27 protein-coding genes and 1 other annotated feature are annotated in these 26,733 nt (G+C 50.5%); of the genes, 5 read left to right on the top strand and 22 right to left on the bottom strand.

The window, feature by feature from the left end; genetic code table 11:
• Positions 1-314 precede the first annotated feature (314 nt).
• The 18 genes from spoIVA to QW71_RS18625 form a co-directional block, all read right to left on the bottom strand.
• Positions 315-1,793 carry a stage IV sporulation protein A gene (gene spoIVA / locus QW71_RS18705; RefSeq protein ID WP_039301803.1) on the bottom strand — a complete coding sequence of 493 codons (1,479 nt, stop codon included), beginning with the start codon at positions 1,791-1,793 and terminating at the stop codon, positions 315-317.
• 755 nt (positions 1,794-2,548) lie between these two features.
• Entirely contained in the window at positions 2,549-3,301 is a 753-nt protein-coding gene (locus QW71_RS18700) for a DUF3939 domain-containing protein (protein WP_039301800.1), read from the bottom strand.
• Positions 3,302-3,352: 51 nt separating this feature from the next.
• Positions 3,353-3,721 (bottom strand): 2Fe-2S iron-sulfur cluster-binding protein, encoded by a 369-nt coding sequence (locus QW71_RS18695; RefSeq protein ID WP_039301797.1) that lies wholly within the window; start codon positions 3,719-3,721, stop codon positions 3,353-3,355.
• 25 nt (positions 3,722-3,746) lie between these two features.
• A complete protein-coding gene (locus QW71_RS18690; protein ID WP_039301794.1) occupies positions 3,747-4,364 on the bottom strand; it encodes a hypothetical protein in 618 nt (205 codons plus the stop codon).
• A gap of 80 nt (positions 4,365-4,444) precedes the next feature.
• Positions 4,445-4,624 (bottom strand): DUF2768 family protein, encoded by a 180-nt coding sequence (locus tag QW71_RS18685; RefSeq protein WP_039301791.1) that lies wholly within the window; start codon positions 4,622-4,624, stop codon positions 4,445-4,447.
• Positions 4,625-4,815: 191 nt separating this feature from the next.
• Positions 4,816-5,091: a stage VI sporulation protein F gene (locus tag QW71_RS18680; RefSeq protein ID WP_039301788.1), complete on the bottom strand. Its 276-nt coding sequence runs from the start codon at positions 5,089-5,091 to the stop codon at positions 4,816-4,818.
• Positions 5,092-5,157: 66 nt separating this feature from the next.
• A complete protein-coding gene (locus QW71_RS18675) occupies positions 5,158-6,198 on the bottom strand; it encodes an NAD(P)H-dependent glycerol-3-phosphate dehydrogenase (protein ID WP_039301785.1) in 1,041 nt (346 codons plus the stop codon).
• Positions 6,191-6,808 carry a glycerol-3-phosphate 1-O-acyltransferase PlsY gene (plsY, locus tag QW71_RS18670; RefSeq protein ID WP_039301782.1) on the bottom strand — a complete coding sequence of 206 codons (618 nt, stop codon included), beginning with the start codon at positions 6,806-6,808 and terminating at the stop codon, positions 6,191-6,193. The genes QW71_RS18675 and plsY overlap by 8 nt, the downstream gene beginning before the upstream one ends.
• Positions 6,809-6,820: 12 nt before the next feature.
• Positions 6,821-8,146: a ribosome biogenesis GTPase Der gene (gene der / locus QW71_RS18665; RefSeq protein WP_039301779.1), complete on the bottom strand. Its 1,326-nt coding sequence runs from the start codon at positions 8,144-8,146 to the stop codon at positions 6,821-6,823.
• 173 nt (positions 8,147-8,319) lie between these two features.
• Entirely contained in the window at positions 8,320-9,633 is a 1,314-nt protein-coding gene (gene rpsA, locus QW71_RS18660; RefSeq protein ID WP_081970066.1) for a 30S ribosomal protein S1, read from the bottom strand.
• A 156-nt stretch (positions 9,634-9,789) separates the two neighbouring features.
• Positions 9,790-10,377 (bottom strand): 1-acyl-sn-glycerol-3-phosphate acyltransferase, encoded by a 588-nt coding sequence (locus QW71_RS18655; RefSeq protein ID WP_039301777.1) that lies wholly within the window; start codon positions 10,375-10,377, stop codon positions 9,790-9,792.
• Entirely contained in the window at positions 10,374-11,084 is a 711-nt protein-coding gene (gene cmk / locus QW71_RS18650; protein WP_039301774.1) for a (d)CMP kinase, read from the bottom strand. Before cmk ends, QW71_RS18655 begins: the two co-directional genes overlap by 4 nt.
• A 213-nt stretch (positions 11,085-11,297) precedes the next feature.
• A complete protein-coding gene (locus QW71_RS18645) occupies positions 11,298-11,951 on the bottom strand; it encodes a flagellar brake protein (protein ID WP_171716691.1) in 654 nt (217 codons plus the stop codon).
• A 187-nt stretch (positions 11,952-12,138) separates the two neighbouring features.
• Entirely contained in the window at positions 12,139-13,497 is a 1,359-nt protein-coding gene (ypeB, locus tag QW71_RS18640; protein WP_039301768.1) for a germination protein YpeB, read from the bottom strand.
• 151 nt (positions 13,498-13,648) lie between these two features.
• On the bottom strand, positions 13,649-13,795 hold the full coding sequence (locus QW71_RS40985) for a hypothetical protein (protein ID WP_171716693.1): 147 nt from the start codon (positions 13,793-13,795) through the stop codon (positions 13,649-13,651).
• 76 nt (positions 13,796-13,871) lie between these two features.
• Positions 13,872-14,567, bottom strand: a complete 696-nt coding sequence (gene prsW, locus QW71_RS18635; RefSeq protein ID WP_039301765.1) for a glutamic-type intramembrane protease PrsW — start codon at positions 14,565-14,567, stop codon at positions 13,872-13,874.
• A gap of 150 nt (positions 14,568-14,717) precedes the next feature.
• Entirely contained in the window at positions 14,718-15,332 is a 615-nt protein-coding gene (locus tag QW71_RS18630) for a genetic competence negative regulator (protein WP_039301763.1), read from the bottom strand.
• 286 nt (positions 15,333-15,618) lie between these two features.
• Positions 15,619-15,990 (bottom strand): hypothetical protein, encoded by a 372-nt coding sequence (locus tag QW71_RS18625; protein ID WP_039301760.1) that lies wholly within the window; start codon positions 15,988-15,990, stop codon positions 15,619-15,621.
• 85 nt (positions 15,991-16,075) lie between these two features.
• Between QW71_RS18625 and QW71_RS18620 the strand changes: the two genes are divergently transcribed.
• Complete coding sequence (locus QW71_RS18620) at positions 16,076-17,002, top strand: polysaccharide deacetylase family protein (RefSeq protein ID WP_235441497.1); 927 nt, start codon at positions 16,076-16,078, stop codon at positions 17,000-17,002.
• Between the two features lie 918 nt (positions 17,003-17,920).
• Here the strand turns inward: QW71_RS18620 and QW71_RS18615 are convergent.
• The 3 genes from QW71_RS18615 to QW71_RS18605 are packed head-to-tail and all read right to left on the bottom strand — an operon-like array spanning position 17,921 to position 19,715.
• Positions 17,921-18,751: a metallophosphoesterase gene (locus QW71_RS18615; RefSeq protein ID WP_039301757.1), complete on the bottom strand. Its 831-nt coding sequence runs from the start codon at positions 18,749-18,751 to the stop codon at positions 17,921-17,923.
• Complete coding sequence (locus QW71_RS18610; RefSeq protein ID WP_039301754.1) at positions 18,748-19,125, bottom strand: hypothetical protein; 378 nt, start codon at positions 19,123-19,125, stop codon at positions 18,748-18,750. Before QW71_RS18610 ends, QW71_RS18615 begins: the two co-directional genes overlap by 4 nt.
• Positions 19,122-19,715, bottom strand: a complete 594-nt coding sequence (locus QW71_RS18605) for a CPBP family intramembrane glutamic endopeptidase (protein WP_039301751.1) — start codon at positions 19,713-19,715, stop codon at positions 19,122-19,124. Before QW71_RS18605 ends, QW71_RS18610 begins: the two co-directional genes overlap by 4 nt.
• Positions 19,716-19,780: 65 nt before the next feature.
• On the opposite strand from QW71_RS18605, the gene QW71_RS18600 reads away from it, so the two are divergent.
• Together QW71_RS18600 and serA are read left to right on the top strand one after the other, a co-directional pair.
• Positions 19,781-20,686 carry a hypothetical protein gene (locus QW71_RS18600; protein ID WP_039301748.1) on the top strand — a complete coding sequence of 302 codons (906 nt, stop codon included), beginning with the start codon at positions 19,781-19,783 and terminating at the stop codon, positions 20,684-20,686.
• A gap of 113 nt (positions 20,687-20,799) precedes the next feature.
• Positions 20,800-21,026: a binding site (T-box leader), on the top strand.
• A 239-nt stretch (positions 21,027-21,265) separates the two neighbouring features.
• Positions 21,266-22,858 (top strand): phosphoglycerate dehydrogenase, encoded by a 1,593-nt coding sequence (serA, locus tag QW71_RS18595; RefSeq protein WP_039301745.1) that lies wholly within the window; start codon positions 21,266-21,268, stop codon positions 22,856-22,858.
• A 128-nt stretch (positions 22,859-22,986) separates the two neighbouring features.
• On the opposite strand, the gene QW71_RS18590 is transcribed toward serA, so the two are convergent.
• On the bottom strand, positions 22,987-23,838 hold the full coding sequence (locus tag QW71_RS18590) for an SDR family NAD(P)-dependent oxidoreductase (RefSeq protein ID WP_039301742.1): 852 nt from the start codon (positions 23,836-23,838) through the stop codon (positions 22,987-22,989).
• Positions 23,839-24,054: 216 nt separating this feature from the next.
• Between QW71_RS18590 and QW71_RS18585 the strand changes: the two genes are divergently transcribed.
• Both QW71_RS18585 and QW71_RS18580 read left to right on the top strand, forming a co-directional pair.
• A complete protein-coding gene (locus tag QW71_RS18585; protein ID WP_039301739.1) occupies positions 24,055-25,014 on the top strand; it encodes a YafY family protein in 960 nt (319 codons plus the stop codon).
• Positions 25,015-25,137: 123 nt separating this feature from the next.
• Complete coding sequence (locus tag QW71_RS18580; protein WP_039301736.1) at positions 25,138-26,388, top strand: methyl-accepting chemotaxis protein; 1,251 nt, start codon at positions 25,138-25,140, stop codon at positions 26,386-26,388.
• The last annotated feature ends 345 nt before the right edge of the window (positions 26,389-26,733 follow it).

Here is a 26,733-nt window from a genome sequence, read left to right as displayed (position 1 = left end):
TCAACGCAAAATATACGTGATAATCCCGTTTATTACTGGATACTGGCGCCTCTCTTCTAGAAGCGCAACAAACTTATAGTAATACAGCCCACCCATAATTTCAAGGCGTTACTCAAAAAAGGAGCAGAAAGTAGCATGTTTCCACATGTTTTCGGGGTTTCGCGCAGTCTATTACTACCATTTATTCCGTAAAATCGGAGTCTTCCCTGGGAGATTCCCCCTTTTGCCCGCCGGTAAGCTATCTTCGAAATCTAAAAATCAGCAGCAAAAAAGAGCGGAAATTCTTCCGCTCTTATCGCTAGGCCTGCTTACATTTAGAGAATTATGGCAATCAGTCCGCCTGAACCTTCGTTAATAATCCGGCCCAGCGTTTCCTGCAGCTTATAGCGGGCATTATCCGGCATCATGGCAATCTTGCCCTGGATGCCCTCACGGACGATGGAATGCAGGGAACGGCCGAAGATATCCGATTCCCAGATCTTGATCGGGTCATTCTCAAAGTCCTGCATCAGGTAACGCACCAGCTCTTCACTCTGCTTCTCTGTGCCGATAATCGGCGAGAATTCAGATTCGACATCGACCCGGATCATATGGATCGAAGGTGCTGTAGCCTTCAGCCGGACCCCGAAGCGGGAGCCCTGACGGATCAGCTCAGGCTCATCCAGAGCCATCTCAGCCAGGGATGGGGCTGCTATACCATAACCTGTAGTTTTGACCATCTCCAGAGCTTCCGAGAAGCGGTCATACTCACGTTTGGCATGGGAGAAGTCCTGCATCAGCTGGAGCAGATGGTCTTTGCCGCGGATCTCCACGCCGACCACCTCCATGAGAACCTGATCATACAGCTCTTCAGGAGCATATAGATCGATCTCCGCTACCCCCTGGCCCATGTTCATGCCGCTGAGGCCAGCCCTGTCGATGAAATCATATTCTGTAAACTGGGAGACGAGCCGGTCCACATCCCGCAGGCGGCGGATATCCTTCACCGTATCGCGGACAGAATTCTCGTAGCTGCTGCGCAGCCAGTGATTCTCGCCCAGCACCATAACCCAGCTTGGCAGATTGACATTAACTTCATGTACCGGGAATTCATACAGCACTTCACGGAGTACCCCGGTCACATCATCTTCCGTCATATTGGCGGCGCTGAGTGTCATTACCGGAATATCATATTTGAGTGCGAGCTCATTGCGCAGCTGCTGTGCTTCCTCACTGCGCGGCCGGGTGGAGTTGATTACAAGCACAAACGGCTTGCCAACCTCCTTCAGCTCAGCGATGACGCGCTCTTCGGAATCCACATATGAGTTCCGGGGGATTTCAGCAATCGTACCGTCCGTTGTCACTACCACACCGAGTGTGGAATGCTCCTGAATCACTTTGCGTGTGCCGATCTCAGCCGCTTCCTGGAACGGAATCGGTTCCTCAAACCACGGTGTTGAGATCATACGCGGACCATTCTCATCCTCATAGCCTTTGGCACCTTCTACCGCATAACCTACACAATCGACCAGCCGGACATTGACTTCCAGACCTTCTGCCACCTTGATCTGCACCGCGTTATTCGGTACAAATTTGGGCTCAGTAGTCATAATTGTTTTGCCCGCCGCACTTTGCGGCAGTTCATCCACTGCTCTTACCCGGTCCGCTTCACTTGTGATGTTCGGAAGAACAATCGTTTCCATGAACCGTTTGATGAATGTCGATTTCCCCGTGCGAACCGCGCCGACGACGCCGAGATAAATGTCTCCGCCGGTACGCTCGGCAATGTCCTTGAAAATATCCACTTTTTCCAAAAGAGATCCCCTCCTCATATTACTCCGAAGAAAAAATGCCTGAAGAGCATCGACTTCGCGTTCCGCCGGCAAACTGACCCTTGCAGGACAACCACCGGACTAAGCTTTGCCCGCCCGAAGCCTAGCTACTGCCTGAGGCGGAACATGTTGCCCCGCGCTAAACTCCGAATGCTCGGACATGCATTTGGACTAGTATCATCATATGTATCCAGAACGGATTTATGACCCTCGTCCGTGCATTTTGCAGCTGAAATTTTGTATGCCCGCTCTAGCACGCCAATGCGTCACGACGCCCGGAAGTCTTCTCATCAATCCTATGAAGCCGGGTTTTCGCCTAGAACCACTATATGGTTTGACTCAGGTATTTTGTTTTGAGTGCACGCTCTAACTGTATTTTGTGCAACTAAAGCGGTCGATTATCATGCTGCTAGAGCTTTAATTGTATTTTCTACATCTAAAAATCCCCATAACACGAAAAGAGGGCTTTCCGCTAATTTTAGTTGTACAAAATACAGTTAACCTGAAAAGTCCGTTTTTTCACCGTCTTTTAACTGCAAGAAATACAACTAAACGCTGTGCACTCCAAACTATTTACGCCCTGATCCTCCGGGTTGCCGCTGCGGAATGCCAAAATAATCAGGAAATCCGTGGACAGCTGCCGGGGGAGCGAATCTAACCGCGGTGCTTACACTGAATAAATTCTGTACAAATACAAAAAAACACCGGAATTATAATCCGGTGCTGATCTAAAGCTTCTATTCCAGCGGAGCCTGCGGAACCGGCTGGCCGTCAACCCACAAATAAGGCAATGACTTAACGGGTACGTAATACGACGCCTGCTCCAGCTCCAGACGCAGGTCGCGGTCTGCCTCAGGCGCCCCGCCATTCTTATCTATAGCTGAGCTGATATCCGCACCGTAATCGGCATATACCGTTCCGTCCTTGTCCATAAGGAACTGCAGGGGCTGGCCGGAATACACGCTGTTCAGCTTAATAGACGCTGTTCCCGCCTTCTTGGCATCAATCGCAGAGAGGCCCGGATACACTTCTTCTTCCGCCGGCAGTTCTCCACCATGTGCGGACTTGTAGAGGTTAACCTTGCGCTGGACATCGTTAACCTTCTGCACGGTCACCAGGTCCATCAGCTTCACCTGAGGATCACTTTCTTCGTCCAGAATCAGAAAATATGCGCTGCCGCCCTTCTCAAAAGCCGCTGCCGGTATTTCATCCAGGTACCCTGCCTGCTGCAGCTTATTCAGATCGACCACGAATTTCTCATATCTTGGCGTTGCTTCATCGCTGGTCTTAATCGGAAGCAGGCCCTCCTGCTTCTGATAGTCATCTACCGCTGCCTGCACCCGCTTCACACTCTCGCGGTACCCGCTGCCGGGCTGCCGCTGCTCAGAATCTCCGGGATACATGCAGCCGCCAAGTGACCATAGCAGCAGGGCAACCCAAGGCAGCAGGGCTGCTCTTCTCAGCGATTGCCGGCGTTTCACCTGATACATGGAGTTGATAAATACGCCCCCTTTTTCTGGTTATCTGCTAAGCCTTCCCAATCACCATAAGTCCTCTGCTTCTCCACGGCGCGCAGCTTCCAGTCTGCGGCGTACGGCCGCCTTAAGCGGGTCCTCGGGAATGTGCACGCTCACATCATCCCAGACAGCGGCCTGGCAGGCCAGACGGACGCCTTGATCCAGCAGGCTGCCCAGCTTGCGTCTCTCCGCCTCTGAAGGAGGTCTCAGCGCTGCTGACTCTCCAGGATCTATTGACACTTTGCACATCAGGCATCCGGCTTTACCTCCGCAGCGGGTGGGCAGAACGATTCCGGCTCTGTGTACAGCCTCAAGCAGCGATACTCCATGCGGCACGGAGACACGCCGGGTGTCGGGCAGGAAAGTGACATTTATTTTTTTATGAGGTGCCATGATGTTGTTCCTTCCTTGGTTCATCTTAAATCTGTATGGATGTGGATATCTCCAGCAATTCCTCCAGCTTCGCCTGCAGGTGATCTTCCAGATGGTTCTCTTGAATAAGCTGATACAGCAGCGGCAGATGGGCGGCCATATCCTGTTTGATCAGCCCCGCGATTGCCTGGCAGCGCCCGTCCCTGCCCCGCAGCAGATTAAATATCAGCTCATGAACCACCGGCATCAGACGCACAAGGCCAATCCCTTCGTAATTGCGTACCGGGGCATACTGCTGCAGCATGCCGACATCCACTGAATATTGCCATTCGCCGCAGCCCATTCTGAACCCGCCCACCAGCTCAACCTTGGCCTCCCCCATGAAATAGAGAGCGCGCAGGGAATAACAGCTTCCGCTGAAATCCTCTTCCGGCGGACTGACTGCATACCGGAGCAGGGATTGATGAAGCTGCCAGGTATCCTTCAGGTCGCAATAGACATCAATATCACGCGGCGGGACAGCCAGTTGGGCCCCGTGCAGCAGCAGCCCGCAGCTCCCTCCCAGAAGCCATTCAGGGGGCTTGCCCAGCCCGTAGAATTCTAATTCTTCTACCATGCTGCCCAGTGCTGTCTCAAGTGCATAGGGGATTCCTGAACCGGTCATAGATCAACACACGCTCCATTCCTGTAAAATCATCAATCGATTCTGTCAGAAATACGTCTGTCTGAGTGTATTGTAAATGCTTACATAATTGAAGCGGCTCCGCCTAATATCCCGATCAGCATAATCACAAATGCAAGTACGGATAGTACGCCTCTAAGCCAGCCTTTGGTCCTGCTGCGTGCAAATGTAATCAAAAAAACGGATAAACCCATAATCAGTACCGCAATCAGAGACAGCCACATTTTCGTCATCGGATCCATGGTCCATGCGCCTCCATTTCACTATACCCGGATTGCGACTATTATAGCGTGAAACTTTAGATTTTATAAGTCTTTATATTAAAAAAAGAGCAAAAACCTCGGAATCTGGCTAGATTCCCGGGTTTTTGCCCTACACAAGCAGACAAGCAATTTGCCAGCCCTGGAGGGGTGGCTCCTTTATGCATGATATGCTATTTTTTCAGCAGCATTTTCATTAAAGACTCCATCGAACCGGAACCCGCTCCGCCTTTTTTAACGGCATTGATGATTTCCTGCACGGTTGCTTCACTGACTGGCACTTTGGCCATTGCTGACACCTGCTTAATTAACTGGCGGAGCTGGGCTTCATTCTGCGTGGTGCCCGGCTTGACCGTCCCGGCCAGCTTCTTGATGGCACCTTCCGTAATGTTCTTGCCCGCCTTCTTGTTAATGGCGTTCAAAGCATCCTTGGAAAAATCTCTGCTCACTATTCATCCCTCCTCCGTCAATCCCCAATACAACATATGAGGCTCTCCGGCAAAAGGTGAACGCGATCAGGAATGCCATTGCTCCCAGGTTTCCTGTGAAATGGCTTCCATCTCTGTCTTGCGGTCACGGCCCATCAAGGCTTCCACCGCATTACGCGGTGTTCTTCCCTTGAACAGCACATGATAAATCTGGTCCGTAATCGGCATCTGCACGCCTAATTTAAGCGATATCGCATAAGCAGCTTCCGTTGTCCGGATACCCTCCACTACCATGCCCATGGACTCCAGCACCTCTGCCAGCGGCTTGCCCTGGCCCAGCATGGAACCGGCACGCCAGTTGCGGCTGTGCTGGCTGGTCGCCGTCACTACAAGGTCACCGAGTCCGGCAAGGCCGGAGAAGGTCAGCGGGTTCGCCCCAAGCTCTACGCCGACGCGGGAAATCTCGGCCAAGCCGCGGGTAAGAAGCGCTGCTTTGGCATTGTCCCCGAAGCCCAGCCCGTCGGATAGCCCTGCCCCCAGCGCGATAATATTCTTCAGTGCGCCAGCCAGCTCTACGCCGACCTGATCGCGGTTTGTATAAACCCGGAAGTCATTGTTAATGAACAGCCCTTGCGCTGCAGCAGCACGGCTATCGTCAGGTGAAGCCACCACAACGGTAGTCGGACAGAGCCGTACTACTTCCTCCGCGTGACTCGGACCGGAGAGGACAACGACCTGACTTTCATTGCAGCCGAGCTCTTCTGAGATCACTGTCGACATACGCTTCATGCTCTCCGTCTCAAAGCCCTTCGTAGCATGAATACAGAGCATATCTTCCTTCCAGAAGGGCTTCAGGCTGTGCGCAACCTGCCGCATCCCGGAAGAAGGCGCAACAATAACTACTGCCTTCGAACCGGAAACAGCCGTCTCCATGTCCGTAGTGGCAATAATGTTCGCAGGAAGAGTGATTCCCGGCAGAAAATGATGATTCGTATGGGCTTCATTAATCTCGGCAGCTTGTTCCGGCTTTCGCGTCCACAGATAAACCTCCGAGTGGTTAGCCGCCAGCACAGTGGCCAGCGCAGTTCCCCAACTGCCCGCGACCAGCACGGTTACTTTATCAGACAACGCGATTCGCCTCCTTAACTTTGGAGCCGATTTTGTTCTCCCGGCCCTGTGAAATCTTGAGTATATTGCTGCGGTGACGCCAGAACGCAAACAGTGCGATAATCAGGCTGCCCCACAGCTCAGGCGTTGTGAACCCGGTAAACAACAGGAATACCGGTGTCAATGCCACGAAGATCAGAGAACCCAGCGACACATACCGGGTCAGAACGATTGCCAGAATAGCAATCAAGCCCGCAATCAGTGCAGGCCAAAATACAAGCGTAGCCATTACGCCAATTGTCGTTGCAATGCCCTTCCCTCCGCGAAAGTGAAAATAGAGCGGCCAATTATGCCCGATGATGGCAGCGATCCCACAGCCCACTGCAATCCAGGTTCCCCAGCCGCCGGCCCATGTTCCAAGCCAGACTGCGGCAATTCCCTTCAGTACGTCCAGAAACAGCACCAGTATGGCCGGTCCCTTCCCCATCACACGCAGTGTATTGGTTGCTCCCGCATTGCCGCTTCCATATTGGCGGATATCAATGCCTTTAAGCAGCCGGGCGAGCAATACACTGAAGCTGATAGAGCCAAGCAAATAGCTTACAACGATAACCAGAAGTTCAAACGCCACTACTCTTCTCCCCTAACCTTCGTTTTCGGATTTGCGCCGTGTAAAGAGACGGATCGGTGTGCCTTCGAAATTGAATGCCGCGCGCAGCTTGTTCTCCAGATAACGCTCATAGGAGAAGTGCATCAGCGAAGGATCGTTGACGAATACCACGATTGTCGGCGGCTTCGTAGCAACCTGGGTTACATAATTGATGCGCAGACGGCGTCCTTTGTCTGTCGGCGGAGGATTGATCGCTACTGCATCGGATACCACATCGTTCACCAGATGCGTGGTAATCCGGAGTGCATGCTGCTGTGCGACATGCTGCACGACCGGCAGCAGCTTCTGCAGGCGCTGTTTGGTAAGCGCAGACAGGAACACCACTGGCGCATAACTCATGAACAGGAAGTGATCACGGATATTGCGTTCGAAATTCTGCATCGTCTTATCGTCTTTCTCAATGGCATCCCATTTGTTGACGACAAAGATAGAAGCTTTGCCCGCATCATGGGCATAACCGGCAATATGCTTGTCCTGATCGATAATGCCTTCTTCACCGTTGATTACGACCAGTACAACATCAGCACGCTCAATAGCCTTCATGGCTCTCATCACGCTGTATTTTTCCGTGTTTTCATAGACCTTACCGCGTTTACGCATGCCCGCAGTATCAATGAGCACATAACGCTGGCCATCCCGTTCAAACGGTGTATCGATCGCATCGCGTGTAGTACCCGCAACATCGCTGACAATGACGCGTTCTTCACCAAGAATAGCATTCACCAGCGAGGATTTCCCTACATTCGGACGACCGATCAATGCCACTCGAATGACATCATCCTCATATTCCACCTCGGTCTTATCCGGCAGACGTTCAACAACCGCATCCAGCAAATCTCCGATTCCGGTTCCGTGGCTTCCTGAAATCCCAATCGGATCGCCAATTCCAAGGCTGTAAAATTCATAAATATCTTCGGTGCGCTTCATGTTATCCACTTTATTAATAGCCAGAACGATCGGCTTGCCGGAACGGAAAAGAATCTGTGCAACTTCTTCATCCGAACTCGTAAGTCCGCTCTTCGCTTCGCACATAAAGACGATGACATCCGCTTCTTCGATTGCCAGCTCCGCCTGAACGCGGATCGACTTCAGAATGGCGTCTTCACCGTCAATTTCAATCCCCCCGGTATCAATCACACTGAAGGATTTACCGTTCCAATCTGAAACTCCGTATATCCGGTCACGTGTAATCCCCGGTTTATCTTCTACAATGGCCAGTCTATCGCCAATCAGCCTGTTAAAAATCGTCGATTTACCGACGTTAGGCCTGCCAACGATGGCCACAACGGGTCTTGCCATATTCATTCCTCCTGTCTTCCTTACGTTACTCATCATAGCAAAAAACAATACAATTGGCTAACAGTCTTACAACTGTTCTGCCGCTCCGTACTTGCCTGTAAAACACAATCGGCGAACCCTCTTATCGAGGGCTCGCCGATTACTTTACCCGTTATGATGAAATAACAAAGGGATTAGTTGTTACCCTTGAATTTGTCCAGCTTGTCGCCGAAACGTTCAGCCAGTGTGAAGCTGAGGCCTTCATTGCTGAGCGATACGTTAGGATTGTTCAGCACTTCTTTAGGCGCTCTGTCTCTGCTGTTGCTGCGTTCAGGTCTAGCCGTAGGAGCCGGAGCTTCTTCGGTTTCCTTAATGCTGAGGCTTACGCGCTTCTCGGATGGATTGAAGTCAAGCACTTTCACTTGTACTTCCTGTCCTTCTTTGAGCACTTCATGCGGAGTGCCAATGTGCTTGTGGGAGATCTGGGAAATGTGCACAAGGCCTTCAACGCCTGGAAGCAGTTCAACGAATGCGCCGAAGTTTACAAGGCGTTTAACTTCGCCTGTAACTACATCGCCGATGTTGATTTGGCCGGCTGCGGAATCCCAAGGACCCGGAGCAGCGGCTTTGATGCTGAGGCTGATTTTGCCTTTTTCAGGATCAACCTTAAGTACTTTTACGCGAACCTTATCACCTTCGGATACTACATCGGATGGCTTCTCCACGTGGTTCCAGGCGATCTCGGATACGTGAACCAGACCGTCAACGCCGCCTACATCCACAAATGCGCCGAATTGGGTCAGACGTTGTACAGTACCTTCGATGATTTGTCCTTCGGACAGCTCGGACATGATCTTCTGCTTGTTAGCTTCGAATTCTTCTTCCAGAACTTCTTTGGCGGAAAGAATAACCTTGCTGTTCTCACGGTCAAGTTCTTTCACTTTCACACGCAATGTGCGGCCTTTGTAGTCGCTGAAATCTTCAACGAAGTGACGCTCAACCATGGAAGCCGGAATGAATCCGCGCGCGCCAACATCAGCCACGAGGCCGCCTTTGACAACGTCAGCCACAGTAACTTCGAACGATTCCTGGGAAGCGAAGTATTTCTCAAGATCCTCCCATGATTTCTCGCTGTCGATTGCACGTTTGGAAAGAACCAGGCTTTCCTTGTTGTCGTTGATGCTGACAACCTTGCATTCCACTTCTTGTCCGACTTCTACCGCTGCTGCGGCATTGTCCAGTTGTACGGAAGACAATTCGCGAATAGGAATGACGCCGTCGTATTTATATCCAATGCTTACATAAGCTTGGTTATCTTCGATTTTGACGATCGTTCCTTTCACGGTATCGCCTTTTTTCAAAGAAATGATTTCCAGGCCTTCTTGGCTTGTCACTTCTTCTTCGGTACCCGTAACAGCTTCTGCGGATTCCACAGCTTCTGTTGCTTCCACGGTTTCGTTGTTCTCAACGTTATCCGCAGCTTCTTGATTTTTGATTTCTTCAGACATGTGATTACCCTCCTCGATTCAAAACCCCATTTATTTAAACCCGCGTATAGCAGAGTTCAAAACAATCATCAATTGCACTTTGTACGTTAGTATGTTCCAAAAAATAGCGGTTATGCTATTAATCATCTGCGATTCGCAGATGCAGGGCGCCCGGGCTTAACGCGTACTGGGCTTGCCTGTTCGGACCATCTCGTGGATACGACCCATAATAACATCGGTTACCGCTTCCAGAGATTCACTTCCTGCTCCTTCAAACGAACTGAGATCTATGGGAGCCCCGTAAACAACAGTCATCCGGCGAAAGGGCTTGTAAGATCCGATAATAGCTGCAGGTACAACGGCTGCGCCGCTGCGAAGGGCAAAACTTGCTGCGCCTTTCTTAGCTGCACCGGAGTCAGAGTTGCGCGTGCCTTCCGGAAAGATGCCCATAACATTTCCGCCGCGAAGCGTATTAAGGGCCGTTTTTATGGATTCTTTGCTTACGCCGCCACGTTTGACAGGAAAAGCCCCCAGTTGCTTAATGAGCCAGCCTAATACAGGAACAGTAAAGAGCTCCGCCTTGGCCATGTATTTCACCTGTCGTTTCAGCTTAATCCCAATCGTCATCGGATCGAGCAGGCTGATGTGATTTGCGCAGAGCAGGACTCCGCCCTCCTTTGGCACATTTTCTCTTCCCACAATCTTAAGCGGGAACAGTATGGCATAAATAAAGCGAAGCAATCCACAGCAAATTGCATAAATCATAGATGATTTCTCTCCCCGTCAACATAAGTTCTGCAGTGGGAGACGATGGCTTCCACGGCCTGACTGATATCCATATGGGTCGTATCCAGAAGAACAGCGTCTTCGGCACGGCGCAGCGGTGAAATCTCACGGCCCTCGTCAAGACGGTCCCGCGCTGCAATATCATGTTCAAGCTGCTGGAGAGTCACTGTTTCCGTATCCTTCAGTTCCTTGTAACGACGGAGAGCACGCTCCTCCACACTTGCCGTCATGAAAATCTTCACTTCGGCATCCGGCAGTACGGTTGTACCGATATCCCGGCCATCCATTACGACTCCCTTGCGGAGTGCCATCTGGCGCTGCAGCTGGCTGAGTCTGGATCTTACACCCTCGATCTTCGAATACTGCGACACTTGGCCGCTGACCTGAAGACTCCGGATATGCGGGGTCATGTCTTCCCCATTAATCAACACTTTCTGCACGTCTTTCTCCGGAAGAAGATCAATATTCATGTCCTGGACCCTCTGATCCACCAGTTCATGCTCCTCCGCAGATATGCCTTCACGAATCATATACCAGGTGATTGCCCGGTACATCGCACCCGTGTCTACATAAATGTAAGACAGCTCCCGTGCTACCAATCGGGCTACAGTACTCTTGCCTGCCCCGGCAGGTCCGTCGATGGCGACGTTAATTCTGTCGTAAGTATGTGTCCCCTGCCTGTCCAACGGGGCATTCCTCCTCAAACACTCTTCCGCAGGAAATATGCCTATCGACATATCTCTCTAGGGACTTGCTGATATTATCAAGAAAAAAGCAGGCATTGCCTGCGACTTATAAAATTATACCACAGTTTATACCTCAGTGCAAAATGACTCGGAGGTTTTTGAGGAGAAAAAAGCTTATATTGATGCCTTTTGGGGAATCCCCGCACTGTCCCGTCACCGGTTACGGAAATCAAATTGGCGTTCAAAACAGTAACGGATTATTTTTTGGCGTTCCGAATCAGAAATGGACGAAAACTTCAGCATGACCAGATTACGCCCGGTTTCGAGCTTCTTGATCCGTACAATTTCACCTTCGAAATTAACATGCTCCGTGCTGCCGTTTCGGTACGCTACCAGCAGCCAGCAGCCTAGCTTATCTCCAACCTTCAAAGTAATTTTGGCATCGCTTAAGAATGAGGTCCCGCCGCCGCCGATATCCTCAGTCCGCACCAGAAAGCGGCTGCCCAAGGAATCTTTAACAGCGAGCTCCAGCTCGGCATTCACGCGGAAAAAGCTGCGGCGCTGAATTTTGAAGATGGATTCCACTGCAGGCTTGCGCAGGCGCACCATCCGGATAACCTCTTCCTTGAAGCCAATTACATGGGTGTTGAAATAATTTTTAATTCCGCCTTCTGTAAGAAAATAAACAGACAGCTCATCTCCGACAAACAGTTTTTTCAGCCGCCCGTTACTCTCCTGCATGGGGATTTCTATCAGAAAAGTATCTTCCTCCATGTCAGCAATTCTTGCCCGGTATTCGACCTCTGACTCCGCTGCATCGCTGGAAGCAACCTGCAGGTATAGATATTCGTTGATTTTGGGATACACACCTGTCACCGCCGCTTGAGTTAGTAATTAATGCTAACCCGATTATAGCATGGCCTTTCATGCCCGGTCAGAAATATTATTTGGGCCAAGTGGTTAAATACCGTTATCCGGCCAGCAAAAAAGGCGCTTTCCACTTTTGGAAATGCGCCTTTTCTTAAAGTTAAGCTTACTCTGCCTGTATCTCCGGTTATTTGTCCTGTGCTCCGGAAGAGGTACGGATCTGCTCTACCGCTTCCTCATTACCGTCAGCAGCATTCAGGTAGATCCGGAACTGTGAGCCGTTGATTTTGCCTCCGAATTCATAGGTCAGCAGTTCTTCAGCATCTTCATTCTCAATCCAGGCCAGCCTGTTATACAGCTCCTTGAACTCCGGGTTCAGCCTGGCTCTGACTTCGGCCAGGGACAGCTCCGGCTTAGGAATCACGCGCTTCTCCTTATGCTCATGCACATAATCGCTGGCCTGGAATCCGGTGGCTTCTCCCGTGTCCAGTCCGACCCGTACCGTCATCTTCTCCGGATAGATCAGGACACCGTCCTGGCTGGTAACAAAGGTTAAGTTGCCCAGGTTATCATATCTGTCTGCACTGACTGCGGTCATGCCGGGATAACCCTTCTTCTCCAGAAACTTACCCGCCTTCTCCACGGCCTGCTTCATGGACACCTTGGCCGGACCCACTTCACGGTTGTCATTGTAGGAGATCAGCAGTCCGCCTTCAGCCGTGAAATCCATGGTGACCGGCTCTTTGTGGTCTGCCGAGGTAATAGTTGCTGTGTAGGATGCCCATTCGGTCCCCTTACCGTTCTCCTGGATCTTCACTTTTGCATTCCCACCCAAATCGGCGAATTTCAATGCCTTGGCTTTGATCTGCTCTGCTGTGACGGGCTTGCCGCCCAGCTTCTTGACTGAACGCTTATCATAGATGCTTGCTACCGAAGGGCCATAGTCCAGCTCAGGATAGGCAGCAACCCGCTTGTCAACTGTTTTGAACCCGTCGATGATCGTGTTGTCTTCCGCTTTCTCCTCTGTAGCAAGTGCCGTTTCGACGTCCATCCAGCGCAGCCTGTTGCTGATGACTTTGTTCTGGACATCCTGCAGATCCTTGGAGATCTCCGCCGAATTCGCATAAAGTGTCTTCAAGTTAGCCATTTCACCTTCGGTCAGCGGCTTCTTGGTGAAATCCCGTACCGCTGCCTTATAGGAGAAATTGGAGATCTTCGAGAGGAATTCCTCCGTCTCACTGAACGGCAGCAGCGTAAGCGGCAGCTGGTTGATCTCGTTCTGCGCCTCGCTCGTAATCCGCCATACATTCACCAGACCCTTGCGGTGCATTCCGTTGGAGGTTGTGTTGACTGCCAGCGTGTTACCCAGCTCTCCATGAAGCCGCTCCACATGATAGGACAGATCATGGAACGCACGCTGATATTGGTTCTCCGCTTTGATCAGAATCGAATTCTTCTCCTGGTTCTCCTGATACCCCCAGACCAGTGCTCCAAGCAGCAAGAGTGCGGTCAGCGGGAACATTATGGCGCTTAATCTTTTGTACATAGGTCCACCAAACTCCTTTCAGTAGCTTATTGCCGTTAGTTTGACAATAACTGAGAAGTCTTATGCACCCATGTGGAAACAGCTGCGCCGGTCTTTAAAGGACGGGGCGTTTCAGGGAGAAATAGAAATTCTTCTATTCGGTTAACAGCTGTCAGGCGCGCTCTTCAATATCGAAGCCGCTGACACTGCTGCACAAGCATTGCTTGAAGCCGGTCTGAATGACTCCCTGCTCCTTGTTTCCTCTTAATATGTAGGTTTCGCCGCACTGTTTGCAGACAATCCGAACTTTTACACGCAAAAAAAGACACCCCTCTCCTCTCTGGAATTCCTAGCCTTACGGAACTGCCTTGTAGGATTAAGTGTGTCCATCTCTATTATAGGTTAACCTCTTCCTCCCGCTTCAAAAAACGAAACGGGGAGCGGCTGTTGGCCCGCGCCACCTTGCCCATCCCTCCGTACCATAAAACAGCCATCAGGGGCACGATGAACCAGATCCAATAATTAGCCGTAGTTGTCAGTATAAAATCATAAATCCCGTGCCAGAGCCATGGCAGCAGCAGGGAAATAAGCAGAATCCCTCTGGTCTTGACTCCTTTTGAAAACTTGGCCCTCCCCATATGATATCCCATAATCACGCCAAACATGGCATGGCCGGATACCGGGAGCAGCGCCCTCATGACCATTGAACCGATTGAAGCATTGCTGTACCAGGCATACATTACATTCTCTATCGTTGCGAAGCCGAGCGAAATCGCCACGGCGTATAGTATTCCATCATAGGGCTCGTCAAATTCGGTATGATTGTAAATCATATGGTACAGCACAAACCACTTCAGACCTTCCTCCACGCCGGAGGAGATCAGAAACGAATCTACATAAGGGCCGCCGTCCAGACCAAGCACAAGACCTCTCTGGATAATCATCACCGGCAGTACTATAATCAGGCCGAGCAGGAACACCTTCAGCACCATGTGGAGCGGCTCCTGATCATACTTGTCTTTCAGATAGAAAAAAGTCAGCAGCGCAAGTCCCGGTGCCACTGCTGACGAAATGACCGATAACAAAAGCACCGAATAGCCTCCCCCGCGCCTAAAAACTAGTATCTTTCTGAATTTCAATCCAGGGCTGAACTACTGCCCGTCCTTAAATACGATCGTCTCCCGTCAGCAAAACCTCAGGGAAGGGCAGTTAAGCCGATGCTTCCTTGCCCTTCTCCGTCTTTATTCCTGGCGTTTAAAATGAGTGCATAAGGTCTCGATTGCATTCTCCGCCATCACTGTCTTGCCGTATTCAGCCAGAACAGCCTGAGTAACCGGAGATGAATCTCCAAACTCTGCAAGCACGCCTACAAGACCCGATAATGCCGCTTCTTCGAATTCCTTCGGATCAAAGTAGAGATACCATTTATCATTATAAGAATACAGCTGTCCTTGAGAAGTAATATTGCCGATGAGCACATGGGCCGCTTCAACCAGAACCTCAAAATCGCGGAATGCATACACAATGGAGTCGCTTTGTTCAAGAGTAACTTCCATCTCGTAAATCTCTTCAGGCAATTCATCTTCCCCGGGACCACCGTACGAATGGTGATCATATTTCCCCCGGGTCACAATAACGACCATGCCTTGCGCGGGCAATGCGAACACTTCCACGGCAAGCGGACCCGTAGCGTCAAAACCAAGTTCACTGTACGCCTGATCCATCATTTCCGTAAAGAGGTCGTGCACCTTGGGAACTTCCTGCCACATGTCTTCCTTCTGGATGCCCCGCTCGCTCAGGTCGTCAAAAGTGAGGAAAATCCGTATCTTATCTTGACTTAATCGCTCTATTCTCATGACAGGATCCTCCTTTTGCAAGCTCATTTAGTATTAATGTATGATGAGTCCCGAGTAATGAGCCAAAAATGGTTACTATGTATGTATGTTATCATTTTGACGCTACAAATGCACGTAAATAAATATAGAAAAGGCCCAATTAACTGCCCAATATCTGCAAAGCCCGGCTTCACCGCCTTTTCGTTGTATGCACATGCATGTATCCGAAACCTCTTCGCGGGCAGAAAAAAGAATCATTCTGGCGACTTTGGTGTCCCCAAAATGATTCTGCAGCGGCCTATTCCGGTTACAATCCCGGTATGGCTGTATGTGTATCCTTGAGAATCTGTTCTACTTCATGTTTCACATCGGGATTGCTGCGGATGAAGTCTTTGAGCATATTCAGGTTGGATTCTTTGGACTTCACCGGTGAATCCTCCTTCTTGTGTTCGCTGCTGCCGGAAGCATGGGAGCCGTTATCATGGCTGCTGCCCTCAGCGGTACTTCCGAAGCCGGTCATAGCCATTCCCATAATTTTGTCCTTGGCTTTCTCACCGGCACTTTCTGAAGAACCGCCCGTGTGAAGCAGTGAAGACATCATGGCGCTGCGTTTTTTGGACATAATCATACTGGCGGCCGCACCCATCAGCACTCCGCATAGAAATGACGAAGTATTCATATCTCTAACCTCCTTGTATGGTAAAATCATGCTTAGTGTTCGCGGAAAGATTCCGGCTCATACAGCCAAACAACAAGAAAGCGAGATGAAAAAAGTGGGTAAAGCAACAACACTGCTGCTCCTGGCTGCTTTTCTGCTGTCAGCTTGCAGCAACAACGACGTGAATACAGGCAACACCGCTGCGGGGAACGCATCACAGCCTCCGGCTACAGTACAGCCTGCCACTGACCAGCCTGCCTCTGCTCCGGCTCAGACGGACTCTCCTGCCGGTGAATCCCCCGCCGCGCAGACAACGCCTGCCGCAACAGCGGATGCGGCAGTTACAGCAACCGCTCAGCCAACCGGGGCAGCAGCTTCAGAGGAAATACCGCTGCTGTACCATATGAACAAAAACTACGACATCATCTCGAACGATGCCGCAACCAACAAAAAGGTCGTCCTGCTGACCTTCGATGACGGGCCCAAGGATGCGGAACTAATCAATCCGCTGATGGATACGCTGGACAAGCACAAGGCTAAAGCCATTTTCTTCGTCAACGGGTACCGGGTGAAGGAGCATCCTGAGCTGCTTGAGCTGATTCATAACCGCGGCGGCATTATCGGGAATCACAGCTGGGATCACATTGTGCTGAAGGATAAATCCGAGGCGGAAGTAAAGAAACAGATTGAAGATGTGCAGAATATTGTCAAGGAGGTCACCGGTGAGACTCCCGTGTTCTTCCGCCCGCCGCACGGTGCTGGCGGTGACGTCGGCAAAAAAATCGCCGCTGACAACGGACTGCTCTATATGACCTGGTCTGTCGGCTCGCTGGACTGGGAGATGAAGGAAAAGGACACGAATAAAACGGAAAAGCTGATCACAAATGTTACCAGCCAGCTGCATTCCGGCAGCAATATTCTGATGCATGAGCTCCCGTGGACCGTGGAAGCGCTGGATACACTGCTGACTACGCTTGAGGGCAAAGGCTACAGCTTTGTCGATCCGCGCAGCATTGAACTGAAAATGCGTTAAGTCTATCTGAAAACCGCAAAACAGCAAGAGGCTGTCTCATAAGTAGATTTTCAACTAAAGAAACAGCCCATATTTATTCAAAAGCCAGTAAAAAGACAGCAAGGCCGTGATTCTCCTGTTATTGGAGAATCACGTGATTCTCCTGTTATTGGAGAATCACGGCCTTGCGTTTTTGATCCACCGTGGCTTGCTTTAGCATAGGATCGGCAAGCGAAAGCCAACCGACCCCAAGCGTCACTTTTTCCATGTGCGAAGCAGAGCGCACCGGAAGCCCCAATTATACTTCAGTTGTCCAAATACACTACCACTCCCCCATTTCCTGCATACTTGGTGCAGCGTTGCCCCAAACAAAGGTGTAGCAATTGGCATTCGCCTCGCCAGAAACCGAAGCACGGCGTTATATACCGCTTTGAGGACATTCCTCATCCATCCGCTCAGAGCGGAAGCAATTAATTAAGCGTTCGAAAGTCGGGTCGCTGCCGAGCGGTTTCTTTTAATGTGTGTTTTTTAAGATTGAAGATTCGTTTTTCGCTTAAACAGTGGAGAGGACGGACTGATTGTGGAAAAGCGGTAGCGGTCGCCTTGGTCTCCGGATTTTCACCGCCAAGGGGAATGAAAAAAATCTGGAGAGCACAGCGATTGGAACAACGGTCCGTTCGCGGAGCGTCCAATCAAGTGCAAAACGTTGATCTTGTGGAGAGGACGGACTGATTGTGGAAAAGCGGTAGCGGTCGCCTTGGTCTCCGGATTTTCACCGCCAAGGGGAATGAAAAAAATCTGGAGAGCACAGCGATTGGAACAACGGTCCGTTCGCGGAGCGTCCAATCAAGTGCAAAACGTTGATCTTACTCAAAAAAAGGAGACTTCTCAGAAGCCATTACATGGCTTTTGAGGCAGTCTCTTAATTGTTTATAAGTGTTAATTCTGCCTGCAGCGGAGTGTAAGTACATGCATCTCGGCCGGGCTGCCCCAGCGCAGCGGTAAGTGCGCAGTACCGAAGCCACGGCTGATCAGCAGCTTCAGCGGGTGAGCGGCAGTCCCGTACCCGGGAATTTCGTACATGCCGGCATTATAGTGACGGTAGAATTCATCACCATGCCTGCTTCCGATAAAGGGAAGCACCACTTGTCCTCCATGTGTGTGTCCAGCCAATATCAGATCAGCGGGCACCTCCTGCTGCTGGGACAGCCACAGCGGATCATGCACCAGGATGATCCGCAGGAGCTCTGTATCTGCGGCAGCCACGGGCGGCAGTGCTGCATAAGCCTTCTTGCCGCCTTTTCTCGGGAAATCCATGCCGGTGAGTATTACCCTTGACCCGGACCGTTCAATAGTCACATTCTCATCCAGCAGCAGTCTGGCTCCGCTGCCGCGGATGATATTATCGACAAGCGAGATATTCGCCCGGTAATCATGATTGCCATGAACTGCGTAGACAGGCGCCAGAGATGCTGTAAGCGTCATATTATCCAGCAGGCGCTCCGCCGGACTGCCCTTTTCCGTCAGATCGCCGCCCAGGAAGACTGCATCCACCTTCCCGCGGAGCGGTGCCAGCATGGCAGCCGGAAGACGGCGGCGGTGAATATCGGTAATGAACAGAATACGGAAGCCGTCAAAAGCAGCCGGCAGTCTGTCCAGCACTATTTCCTCGGCAATAATGCGTTTTTTGAAGGCTGCGGCAACCATGACTATACCCGCAGTCCCCGCCGCTCCAGCACAAGCGCTCAAGAGAATCAGCAGCCACATCATTGCCATAGCTCATGCAGCGGAGGTGCTCCTTTTATTCCCCAGAACAATAGAAAAGCGAGCAGCATTACAAATATGACGATCAGCGAGTTAATAAACATTTTGCTGAAACGGATTCGTTCTGACGGATAACTCTGCGCCCGGGAGGGAGTTGCCTCTCCTTCCTGCTGCTCCACTTCACGCTTCGGTTTCCTGGAAGTCTGCTTCTCAGCATGTCGGACCTTTCTCGATAAAGTTCCTGGAGCAGGGACTGGAGCCTCCAGCTGTCCGGCAGCTGATTCGGAAGAACCATTTCCATTATTTTCTTTGACAGGAGACTGTCCTCCGCCCTTATACTGTTTCTGGCGGGACCTTACCCGGCTTAGTTCTTCGCTCATGATGCCCTCCTGTAACGAATCACCATTCCTGAGAACAAATCTATGAGGAAGTGGCACAGGATCGGTGCCCATAGACTGCCGGAATGGATATAGATGTAGCCGAGACCGTAGCTGCTGAGAAATACCCAGCCGGTTGGAATCCAGTGGCGCAGATAACGCACATGAATAACAGCGAAGAGAATGCTCGTCCAGTATGGCCCCAGTGAATGCTGTATGGCACCACGGAACAATAGCTCTTCGCATACTGCGACAATCGCCGCAATGACAATAATATGCCACAAAGGACGGTTGCCGAACAGCAGCTCATTAATCCCTCCGTCATCCATGCTGTCCTCAGGTACAATATGGGTCAGCAGGAAATCAACAACCAGCATAACAGCAGCAAGTCCAAGGCCCCAAAACACAAAATGTGCATTCTCCGGAAAATTTAATATGTGAATAGGATTTCTTTTCTGTAATAATATCCATATCAAACCGATAAATAGAGTAAGGCCCTGAGTAATATACAGATTAATTAACAGCAGCTTGTCCGTTAACTGCTGAGGATCAGCCTTTTTGATTTTGATTTCACCCAATTTGAATTTTTTCATCGTAACCTGCCTGTTCTTTAATATTTTTACATAAGATAATTTCCCTATACGAAGGAGCACTAATTATGAACAGCCGTACCTCCCGCACTCAAATGTTGTACACACTAGGTTTTATATTGTTTCTAATATCCGCATTCGCCTCATTTTTTACGGGAGTAAAGGTTGGAGCAGACAAAACGGAGGCCAAATATGCACAGCTGGCCGGGCATGAAGTTACGGAGGAATTCTCCGGCTCCTACCAGCAGCAGGATCTTGTTACGTTCTATCATAACGTATTTTTGCCCTATCGGGAATTCAAGCGCAACTGGAACGATCAGGTGGACAGCCTTGCACGCAGCACAGATGCACGGCAGAACGCGGCAACGTTGAAGAACCTCAGCATTCTGGCGGACAAGCAGTATGACAAGGTCACGCAGGATTCCCTCTTCACCAATTCGCCGCTGCTGTATGAGTCACAGCTTAACGTCCTTAAGAGCCTGACTCTCTTCTCACAGGCTTCAGGGAAGGTCACTGCCGGATCTTCAGGAGCCGAAGCCGCCAAGCTGTTGAGAAGTGATAATTTCACCGCCAGCGCTGTGAAATTCGGACTGACGGCCCAGAAGAACTTCTATGATTCTATGCTGAAGTGGGGGGCCAAGGCCAACTCTGCTATACCCGATGCATCCGGGGAACTGAAGACACTGACTTTCATTCAGTGGAAAAAGATGCCTTTGCTCCTCAAGAATGCTTCTATCGCAAACATAATGCTGAACCGCGGAATTTATGCCGGCTATGACCCGCAGGATATTACAGCCAAGATCGACGATATGATCTATTCCGGAACCGCCAGTTCCCTGAAGCTTGGGGATATCCAGTCGTCGGTCAGCCTGCTCATTTCTACCGGTGCTGTGCAGGAGCAGGACTTCATTAAATGGCGGGAGCAATATTACGGCAAGGAAACGATGCCTCAGCTCCCTTTCTTCTATGAGTAGGACCAGTTATTGCATCATAACGAAAAACAGGGCTCACTTCAAGGCGGCCCGCCGCAGAAGAAGCCTATTGACACACTTGGCATCACCATGTTACATTATGAAAAATTAATCAAGCAAAACCGATGATGGAACAAAGATTACTGATGTCTTCAGAGAGCCGGTGGATGGTGCAAACCGGTGGCAGACGGAAATCTTTAGCGCTCCTGAGATATTGTATTGAACCTTGAGTAGATACAATCGGATCACCTCCGTTACCAGTGTGGCCTATTCAGGCCAATGAGGCTGCTTCTTAACCGTTGCAGTGAATTAGGGTGGTACCACGAGAACTCTCGTCCCTTACTACGGCAGTAGTATGGGGTAGGGAGTTTTTTTTGTACCCGGATTCTCTAAATCTGCCTACCCGCCCATACGCTGCCTGAATCAGCACTTCTGCATGCCTTTTCTTTTATGCGACAACGCGTTGCCCCGTTGTTCCGACAAATTTCATTCTTTTGTATGAATCTGGTACTGCGGATTACCCCACCAGGGAATCCTTGGCATATATAATAGGCTTTCCAATTTGAAGGAGGACAAGAGACCATGTTTAAAGTATTAGTATCGGATCCGATCAGTGATTTGGGCATTCAGCAATTGATGGACGCAAGCGATGTGACTGTGGACAAAAAAACAGGACTTAGTGAAGACGAGCTTATTGCAATCATCGGCGAATACGACGGCTTACTCGTTCGCAGCCAGACAACCGTGACTGAGAAAATTATCGCAGCCGGTACTAATCTTAAAGTGATTGGCCGTGCCGGGGTCGGTGTGGACAATATTAAGCTGGAGGCAGCTACACAACGCGGTGTAGTGGTCATTAATGCTCCGGACGGAAATACGATTACCACCTGTGAGCATGCCTTTGCCATGATGATGGCTCTGGCCCGTCACATTCCTCAAGCCTATGCCAAGACCATTTCCGGCGTATGGGACAAAAAGACTTTCCTCGGCGTAGAGCTGCGCGGCAAAACGCTGGGTGTGCTCGGCATGGGACGGATCGGCAGCGAAGTGGCCAAACGGGCCAAGGCTTTTGGAATGGATATTCTGGCCTACGACCCCTTCCTGACTGCAGACCGTGCGGAGAAACTGGAAGTAAAGCTGGCTTCGGTAGATGACATCGTCCGGGGAGCAGACTTCATTACTGTTCACACACCGCTGACACCGGAAACCCGCCACATGATCTCCCGTCCGCAATTTGAAGTCATGAAAAAAGGAATGCGCATCATCAACTGTGCCCGCGGCGGTGTAATTGATGAGATGGCGCTGGTTGAAGCTATCGACAGCGGTATTGTTGCCGGTGCAGCCTTTGACGTCTTTGAGAAAGAGCCGCCGGAAGCGGATCACCCGTTCCTCTCGCATCCGAAGATTATCGTGACTCCGCATTTGGGTGCTTCTACTGTTGAAGCCCAGGAGAATGTTGCGATCGATGTATCGGAGCAAGTGCTGCATATTCTGCGCAACGAACCGTTCATTAACGCCGTGAACATCCCTCCGGTTGCTCCTAGTGTAATGAACAAGCTCCAGCCTTACTTCACCCTCGGCGAGAAGCTCGGCAGCTTCGTGACTCAGATTACGGATGGAGCGATCCGCGAGATTCATGTGGAATATGCCGGTGACCTCTCCGACGTGGATACGCAGCCGCTGACCCGCTATATTGTCAAAGGCGTGCTCTCCCGCCATTTTGCCGGGGATGTTAACATCGTCAACTCCATGCACCTGGCAAAGACGCGTGATGTTAACGTAGTAGTGACCAAGGCTTCCAAGACCAAGGGCTTCACTAACCTTATTACTGTTACACTCAAGGCTGAGCATGACGAAGAACGCCTGGTTGCCGGAACCCTGCTGCAAGGCTATGGCGAACGGATTGTGCAGGTTAACAAGTTCCCGGTAGATATCGCTCCGGAAGGTCATCAGATCGTCATTTCCCATAACGATAAGCCGGGTATCATCGGACTCGTCGGTACACTGCTCGGCCAGAACGACGTCAACATCGCCTCCATGCAGGTTGGCCGTAAAATTGTCGGCGGAGCTGCGATTATGCTGCTGACTGCTGACAAGGCTGTTCCGCAGGATGTACTGGTCAAGCTCGCCGGATTGCCGGAGATCAATACTGCGGAAGAGATCACTCTGCTGTAACTGAAGAACGCGGGCTTATATTCTTGGAATACCTGAGTTCAATATAAGCGCACCAAAAAACACTCTTGAGGAATGCCGGCCCGTGCCGGCATTTCAAAAGAGTGTTTTTGCATCCTCCGGCTTACGGGCTACTCCGGAATGTTAAATACCGGGACCCGCCGCCCGTCTGTGTCTGTATACCCATATTTCTCCGCCAGACTCCCCACCTGCTGGGGTCTGCCTGTCAGCTGCATCACCTCAGGATCAGCAGCGAGCGCCACGGCAGCCCGGCCGATGTACGCTGTAGACTCACTGGCCTGCAGCTCCTCTACCTCCTGCCAGTGCTCTTCATCCGTCTTCATGCTCTCCAGCACCAGTTCTGTACGCATCCAGCCAGGCGATAAGGGAATCACAGCGATCCCATCCGCAGCCAGCTCAAGGGACAATCCGTAGGCCATGCGCACAAGCGCATTTTTGGACAGATCATAATAGAAGTTCCCTACATATTTATACTGGTCCCAGAAGGTGGTATGAATGATTAGCTTCCCGGTTCCAGCACCTGCACCTTCACTGCGCAACAGCGGAATAGCATAATAGTTAGTCATGAGCTGCGCCCTGACTCCGGCATTAAACATATGGTCCCAATGAGCGGCCGGGAGCTCCCAGAAGGGCTTGTTCTCAATCGGAAGATTATTGCCTCCCCAGACATTATTGACCAGAATATCAAGCTTGCCCTGCTCCGCGGCAATCTGCCGGATCACAGCTTCCGTCTCCGCGTCATTGGTGTGGTCACAGCGGATATACGCGCCTTCTCCGCCGAAGCTGTGAATCTCACTGAGTACACCGGCAAGTGTCCGTTCGCCCCCTTCCTGCATTGAACCGGCGTTTCTTCCCGTAAAATACACATACGCTCCTGCCCGGGCCAGCTCCAGGGCAATGCCTCTGCCCGCTCCCCTGCTCCCGCCTGTAACTAATGCAACTTTCCCCTGTAAATCTGTCATTATATCCGCTCCTCTCAGCTTTCATCAGATGATCATGAAGTTATCTAGAAGCTATCTTGCACCAACCGGCTCTCTTTATTAATATTAACTCTTATATATGACATCAACTGACATATATATATGATAAACTTAAAATATGTTCTGCTTAAGCGGAAACGGCTTTGCCGTTCTTGAATAATCGGGAAAAATTTCATTATAACCAGGAGGCCTTCATCCATGAGAGCAGACCGTTTATTATCCATTCTGCTGCTGCTGCAAAGCCGCGGTAAAATAAGCTCCCGCGAGCTGGCACAAACGCTGGAGGTTTCCGAACGGACCATCTTCCGGGATATGGAGTCACTGAGCATCTCCGGCATTCCCGTGCTGGCAGAACGCGGCCGTGAGGGAGGCTGGAGGCTGGCTGAGGGTTACCGGACCTCCCTGACAGGTATGAACCCCAAAGAGATTGGTGCACTGCTGCTGCCGGCAGACCCGGCAATTCTGCAGGCACTGGGGATTCAGGAGGAGTTCTCTTCCGCTGTCCGTAAGCTGCAGGCTGCTGGTGCAAGACAGCCCGCTGCTGCCTTCAGTCTTCTTAATGAGCGTATTCATATTGATGGCGCGGGCTGGCATCCGTCGGGTGAAACCTATCCCAGTCTAACTGCATTACAGGAGGCTATATGGGAAGACCGTAAAGTGAAAATCAGTTACATGCGCGGGGAGGAGAGATCAGAGCGGCTGATTTCACCCTTTGGACTCGTAGCTAAACGTGGTGTCTGGTATACCGTGGCCGAAACAGGCGGTGAAATGCGGACCTACCGGGTATCCAGAATAAGTAGTGCTGAAGTCACGGATGAATATTTTAGCAGACCTCAAGATTTCAATCTGGCGCAATACTGGGAAGCTTCTACCATGGCATTCAAATCTGCATTGCCCCGCTATCCTGCCAAGCTGCTCGTGAAGGACAATATAATGAAGGATCTTAAACAAGAACGTTATGTTTCCGTACTATTCCAGGAGCATTCAGCCTCACCCGGCTGGCACTCAGTCGAAGCCGAATTCAATACGCCGGAGTCTGCCTGCCGGATCATCTTATCCCTAAGCCCGGGCATTAGAGTTACCGCTCCGGCGGAGCTTGCAGACAATGTTGCCGCCACTCTGCGGGAAGCGGCTGCATTATATGAAGACAATGTGTAAACATACTTTTTTGGAGCAGCCCGGAAAGAAGTTTTATGTCAGTTCTTACAATAGACCGATTACGCTTTAATCCCCTATAATATTACAATGCACAATATTTATTTCTAGGGGGAACTATAGTCTATGGACTGGATGAACAAGCTGCCGTTAAAACAAAGAATCGTTGCCGGATGTTACCTGGTTGCCGCTTTATTCGCTGTCCCTGTGTTAATTACGCTCATTGCAATGGGAAAGGTGATTATCGGTATTATTCTAATTGCGGTATTGGCTGCACTGACCTACCCGCTTGCGCGCTTCATTGAGAGAACGCTTACATCTTCATTTGAGGATATCTCCAATGTGACGCATACGATCGCCAAAGGCGACTTCACCAGCCGTGCAGACGAGAACGGATCAATGGGCGACATCAGCCGCTCCTTCAACACTATGATCGATAAATTGAAGAAGATCTTAACCGACGTTTCACAGCTTACCCGCCAGGTTATGGATGCCAGCCGGGGTATTGAGGACAAGAACCAGAACCTGAAGATCGTAATGGCACAAGTAGCCTCCTCTTCCAACGAACTTGCCCTGGGTGCGAATGAAATCTCGGTGGATATTGCCGACATGACGGAATCGATCAAAGATATCGAAACCAAAGTCTCCAATTATACGAACTCTACCAAGGAAATGAATAAACGCTCTACCCATACGCTGGAGCTGGTTGAAAAGGGACGCCAGTCCGTGGACACTCAAGCCGAAGGCATGCGGAAGAATATCCAGGCTACACAAAAAGTAGCAGATACGATCGAAGCGCTCTCACAGAATGCCCGCGGAATTACCATGATTACCAAGACCATCACGGAAATTGCCGAACAGACCAATCTTTTGTCGCTTAACGCCTCGATTGAAGCTGCACGCGCAGGCGAGCACGGACGCGGTTTCGCAGTTGTAGCCCAGGAGGTGCGCAAGCTTGCCGAAGAATCAACCGCCTCCACCAAGGAAGTATTCGGGCTGGTCCGCAGCATCGAGGCCGATATCAAGCAGGCTATCGATAACATCGCTATTAATGAAGAGGTTGTTCAGGTGCAGAACGAGATGATTACGGAAACCGCACATATTTTCGCGCAGATCGTACATAGTGTCCAATACATAACCGAGCAGATCTCCTCCTTCTCCGCAGAGAGTGATCTGATGCTGGAGAGTGCGCTCAAGATCTCCGGGGCGATCGAGAATATCTCGGCTATTACCCAGGAGACGGCAGCAGGTACCGAGGAGGTATCCGCAGCGATGAACGAACAAATTCATGCCCTGCAGTCCGTAGCGGAAGAGACCGAGAAAATGACACAATCTGTCTTCCAGCTGCAAAAAACAATCCATATTTTCAAATTCTAGCAGCAGCCCAAAGAGACCTTTTCCGCAGAGCAGTCTGCGGGAATGGTCTCTTTTTGGCATGAAAAAAGAAGATTGTAATGTAATATTCACAAAGTGTTAAAATAGTGCATAACCCTAAAAAAACGCCTTTGCACTTCTTTACTGCTAATTCTTTATTACTAATAAACTAACATTATTTTAAATTTCAATTACCCATTTCTTAAGACCTATTCCCGGGTTCTCCCAGCCTATAATTCTAATACATATGAATGGTTTCATGAGGTTCCTCTAATGTTATGAGGCTTATGGCTTATGCTGATTAAATTCTGCTCTTTTTCTGCATTTGCATTATAAGACTTTGGTCTT

It is taken from the genome of Paenibacillus sp. IHB B 3415, from assembly GCF_000802655.2.
GTDB classification, from domain to species: Bacteria; Bacillota; Bacilli; order Paenibacillales; family Paenibacillaceae; genus Paenibacillus_AQ; species Paenibacillus_AQ phytohabitans.
This window is presented reverse-complemented; position numbering and strand designations above follow the sequence as displayed.

What these genes read in the sequence shown, in the direction of transcription:
- QW71_RS18610 (WP_039301754.1), bottom strand. Translation starts at nt 19,125, where the DNA reads ATGAGCGAAGAACTAAGCCGGGTAAGGTCCCGCCAGAAACAGTATAAG.
- QW71_RS18625 (WP_039301760.1), bottom strand. Translation starts at nt 15,990, where the DNA reads ATGAATACTTCGTCATTTCTATGCGGAGTGCTGATGGGTGCGGCCGCC.
- QW71_RS18685 (WP_039301791.1), bottom strand. Translation starts at nt 4,624, where the DNA reads ATGGATCCGATGACGAAAATGTGGCTGTCTCTGATTGCGGTACTGATT.
- QW71_RS18695 (WP_039301797.1), bottom strand. Translation starts at nt 3,721, where the DNA reads ATGGCACCTCATAAAAAAATAAATGTCACTTTCCTGCCCGACACCCGG.
- QW71_RS18580 (WP_039301736.1), top strand. Translation starts at nt 25,138, where the DNA reads ATGGACTGGATGAACAAGCTGCCGTTAAAACAAAGAATCGTTGCCGGA.
- QW71_RS18690 (WP_039301794.1), bottom strand. Translation starts at nt 4,364, where the DNA reads ATGACCGGTTCAGGAATCCCCTATGCACTTGAGACAGCACTGGGCAGC.
- QW71_RS18605 (WP_039301751.1), bottom strand. Translation starts at nt 19,715, where the DNA reads ATGAAAAAATTCAAATTGGGTGAAATCAAAATCAAAAAGGCTGATCCT.
- QW71_RS18620 (WP_235441497.1), top strand. Translation starts at nt 16,076, where the DNA reads ATGAAAAAAGTGGGTAAAGCAACAACACTGCTGCTCCTGGCTGCTTTT.
- QW71_RS18615 (WP_039301757.1), bottom strand. Translation starts at nt 18,751, where the DNA reads ATGATGTGGCTGCTGATTCTCTTGAGCGCTTGTGCTGGAGCGGCGGGG.
- der (WP_039301779.1), bottom strand. Translation starts at nt 8,146, where the DNA reads ATGGCAAGACCCGTTGTGGCCATCGTTGGCAGGCCTAACGTCGGTAAA.
- QW71_RS18585 (WP_039301739.1), top strand. Translation starts at nt 24,055, where the DNA reads ATGAGAGCAGACCGTTTATTATCCATTCTGCTGCTGCTGCAAAGCCGC.
- QW71_RS18700 (WP_039301800.1), bottom strand. Translation starts at nt 3,301, where the DNA reads ATGTATCAGGTGAAACGCCGGCAATCGCTGAGAAGAGCAGCCCTGCTG.
- QW71_RS18630 (WP_039301763.1), bottom strand. Translation starts at nt 15,332, where the DNA reads ATGAGAATAGAGCGATTAAGTCAAGATAAGATACGGATTTTCCTCACT.
- serA (WP_039301745.1), top strand. Translation starts at nt 21,266, where the DNA reads ATGTTTAAAGTATTAGTATCGGATCCGATCAGTGATTTGGGCATTCAG.
- QW71_RS18655 (WP_039301777.1), bottom strand. Translation starts at nt 10,377, where the DNA reads ATGATTTATGCAATTTGCTGTGGATTGCTTCGCTTTATTTATGCCATA.
- QW71_RS18600 (WP_039301748.1), top strand. Translation starts at nt 19,781, where the DNA reads ATGAACAGCCGTACCTCCCGCACTCAAATGTTGTACACACTAGGTTTT.
- rpsA (WP_081970066.1), bottom strand. Translation starts at nt 9,633, where the DNA reads ATGTCTGAAGAAATCAAAAATCAAGAAGCTGCGGATAACGTTGAGAAC.
- ypeB (WP_039301768.1), bottom strand. Translation starts at nt 13,497, where the DNA reads ATGTACAAAAGATTAAGCGCCATAATGTTCCCGCTGACCGCACTCTTG.
- QW71_RS18590 (WP_039301742.1), bottom strand. Translation starts at nt 23,838, where the DNA reads ATGACAGATTTACAGGGGAAAGTTGCATTAGTTACAGGCGGGAGCAGG.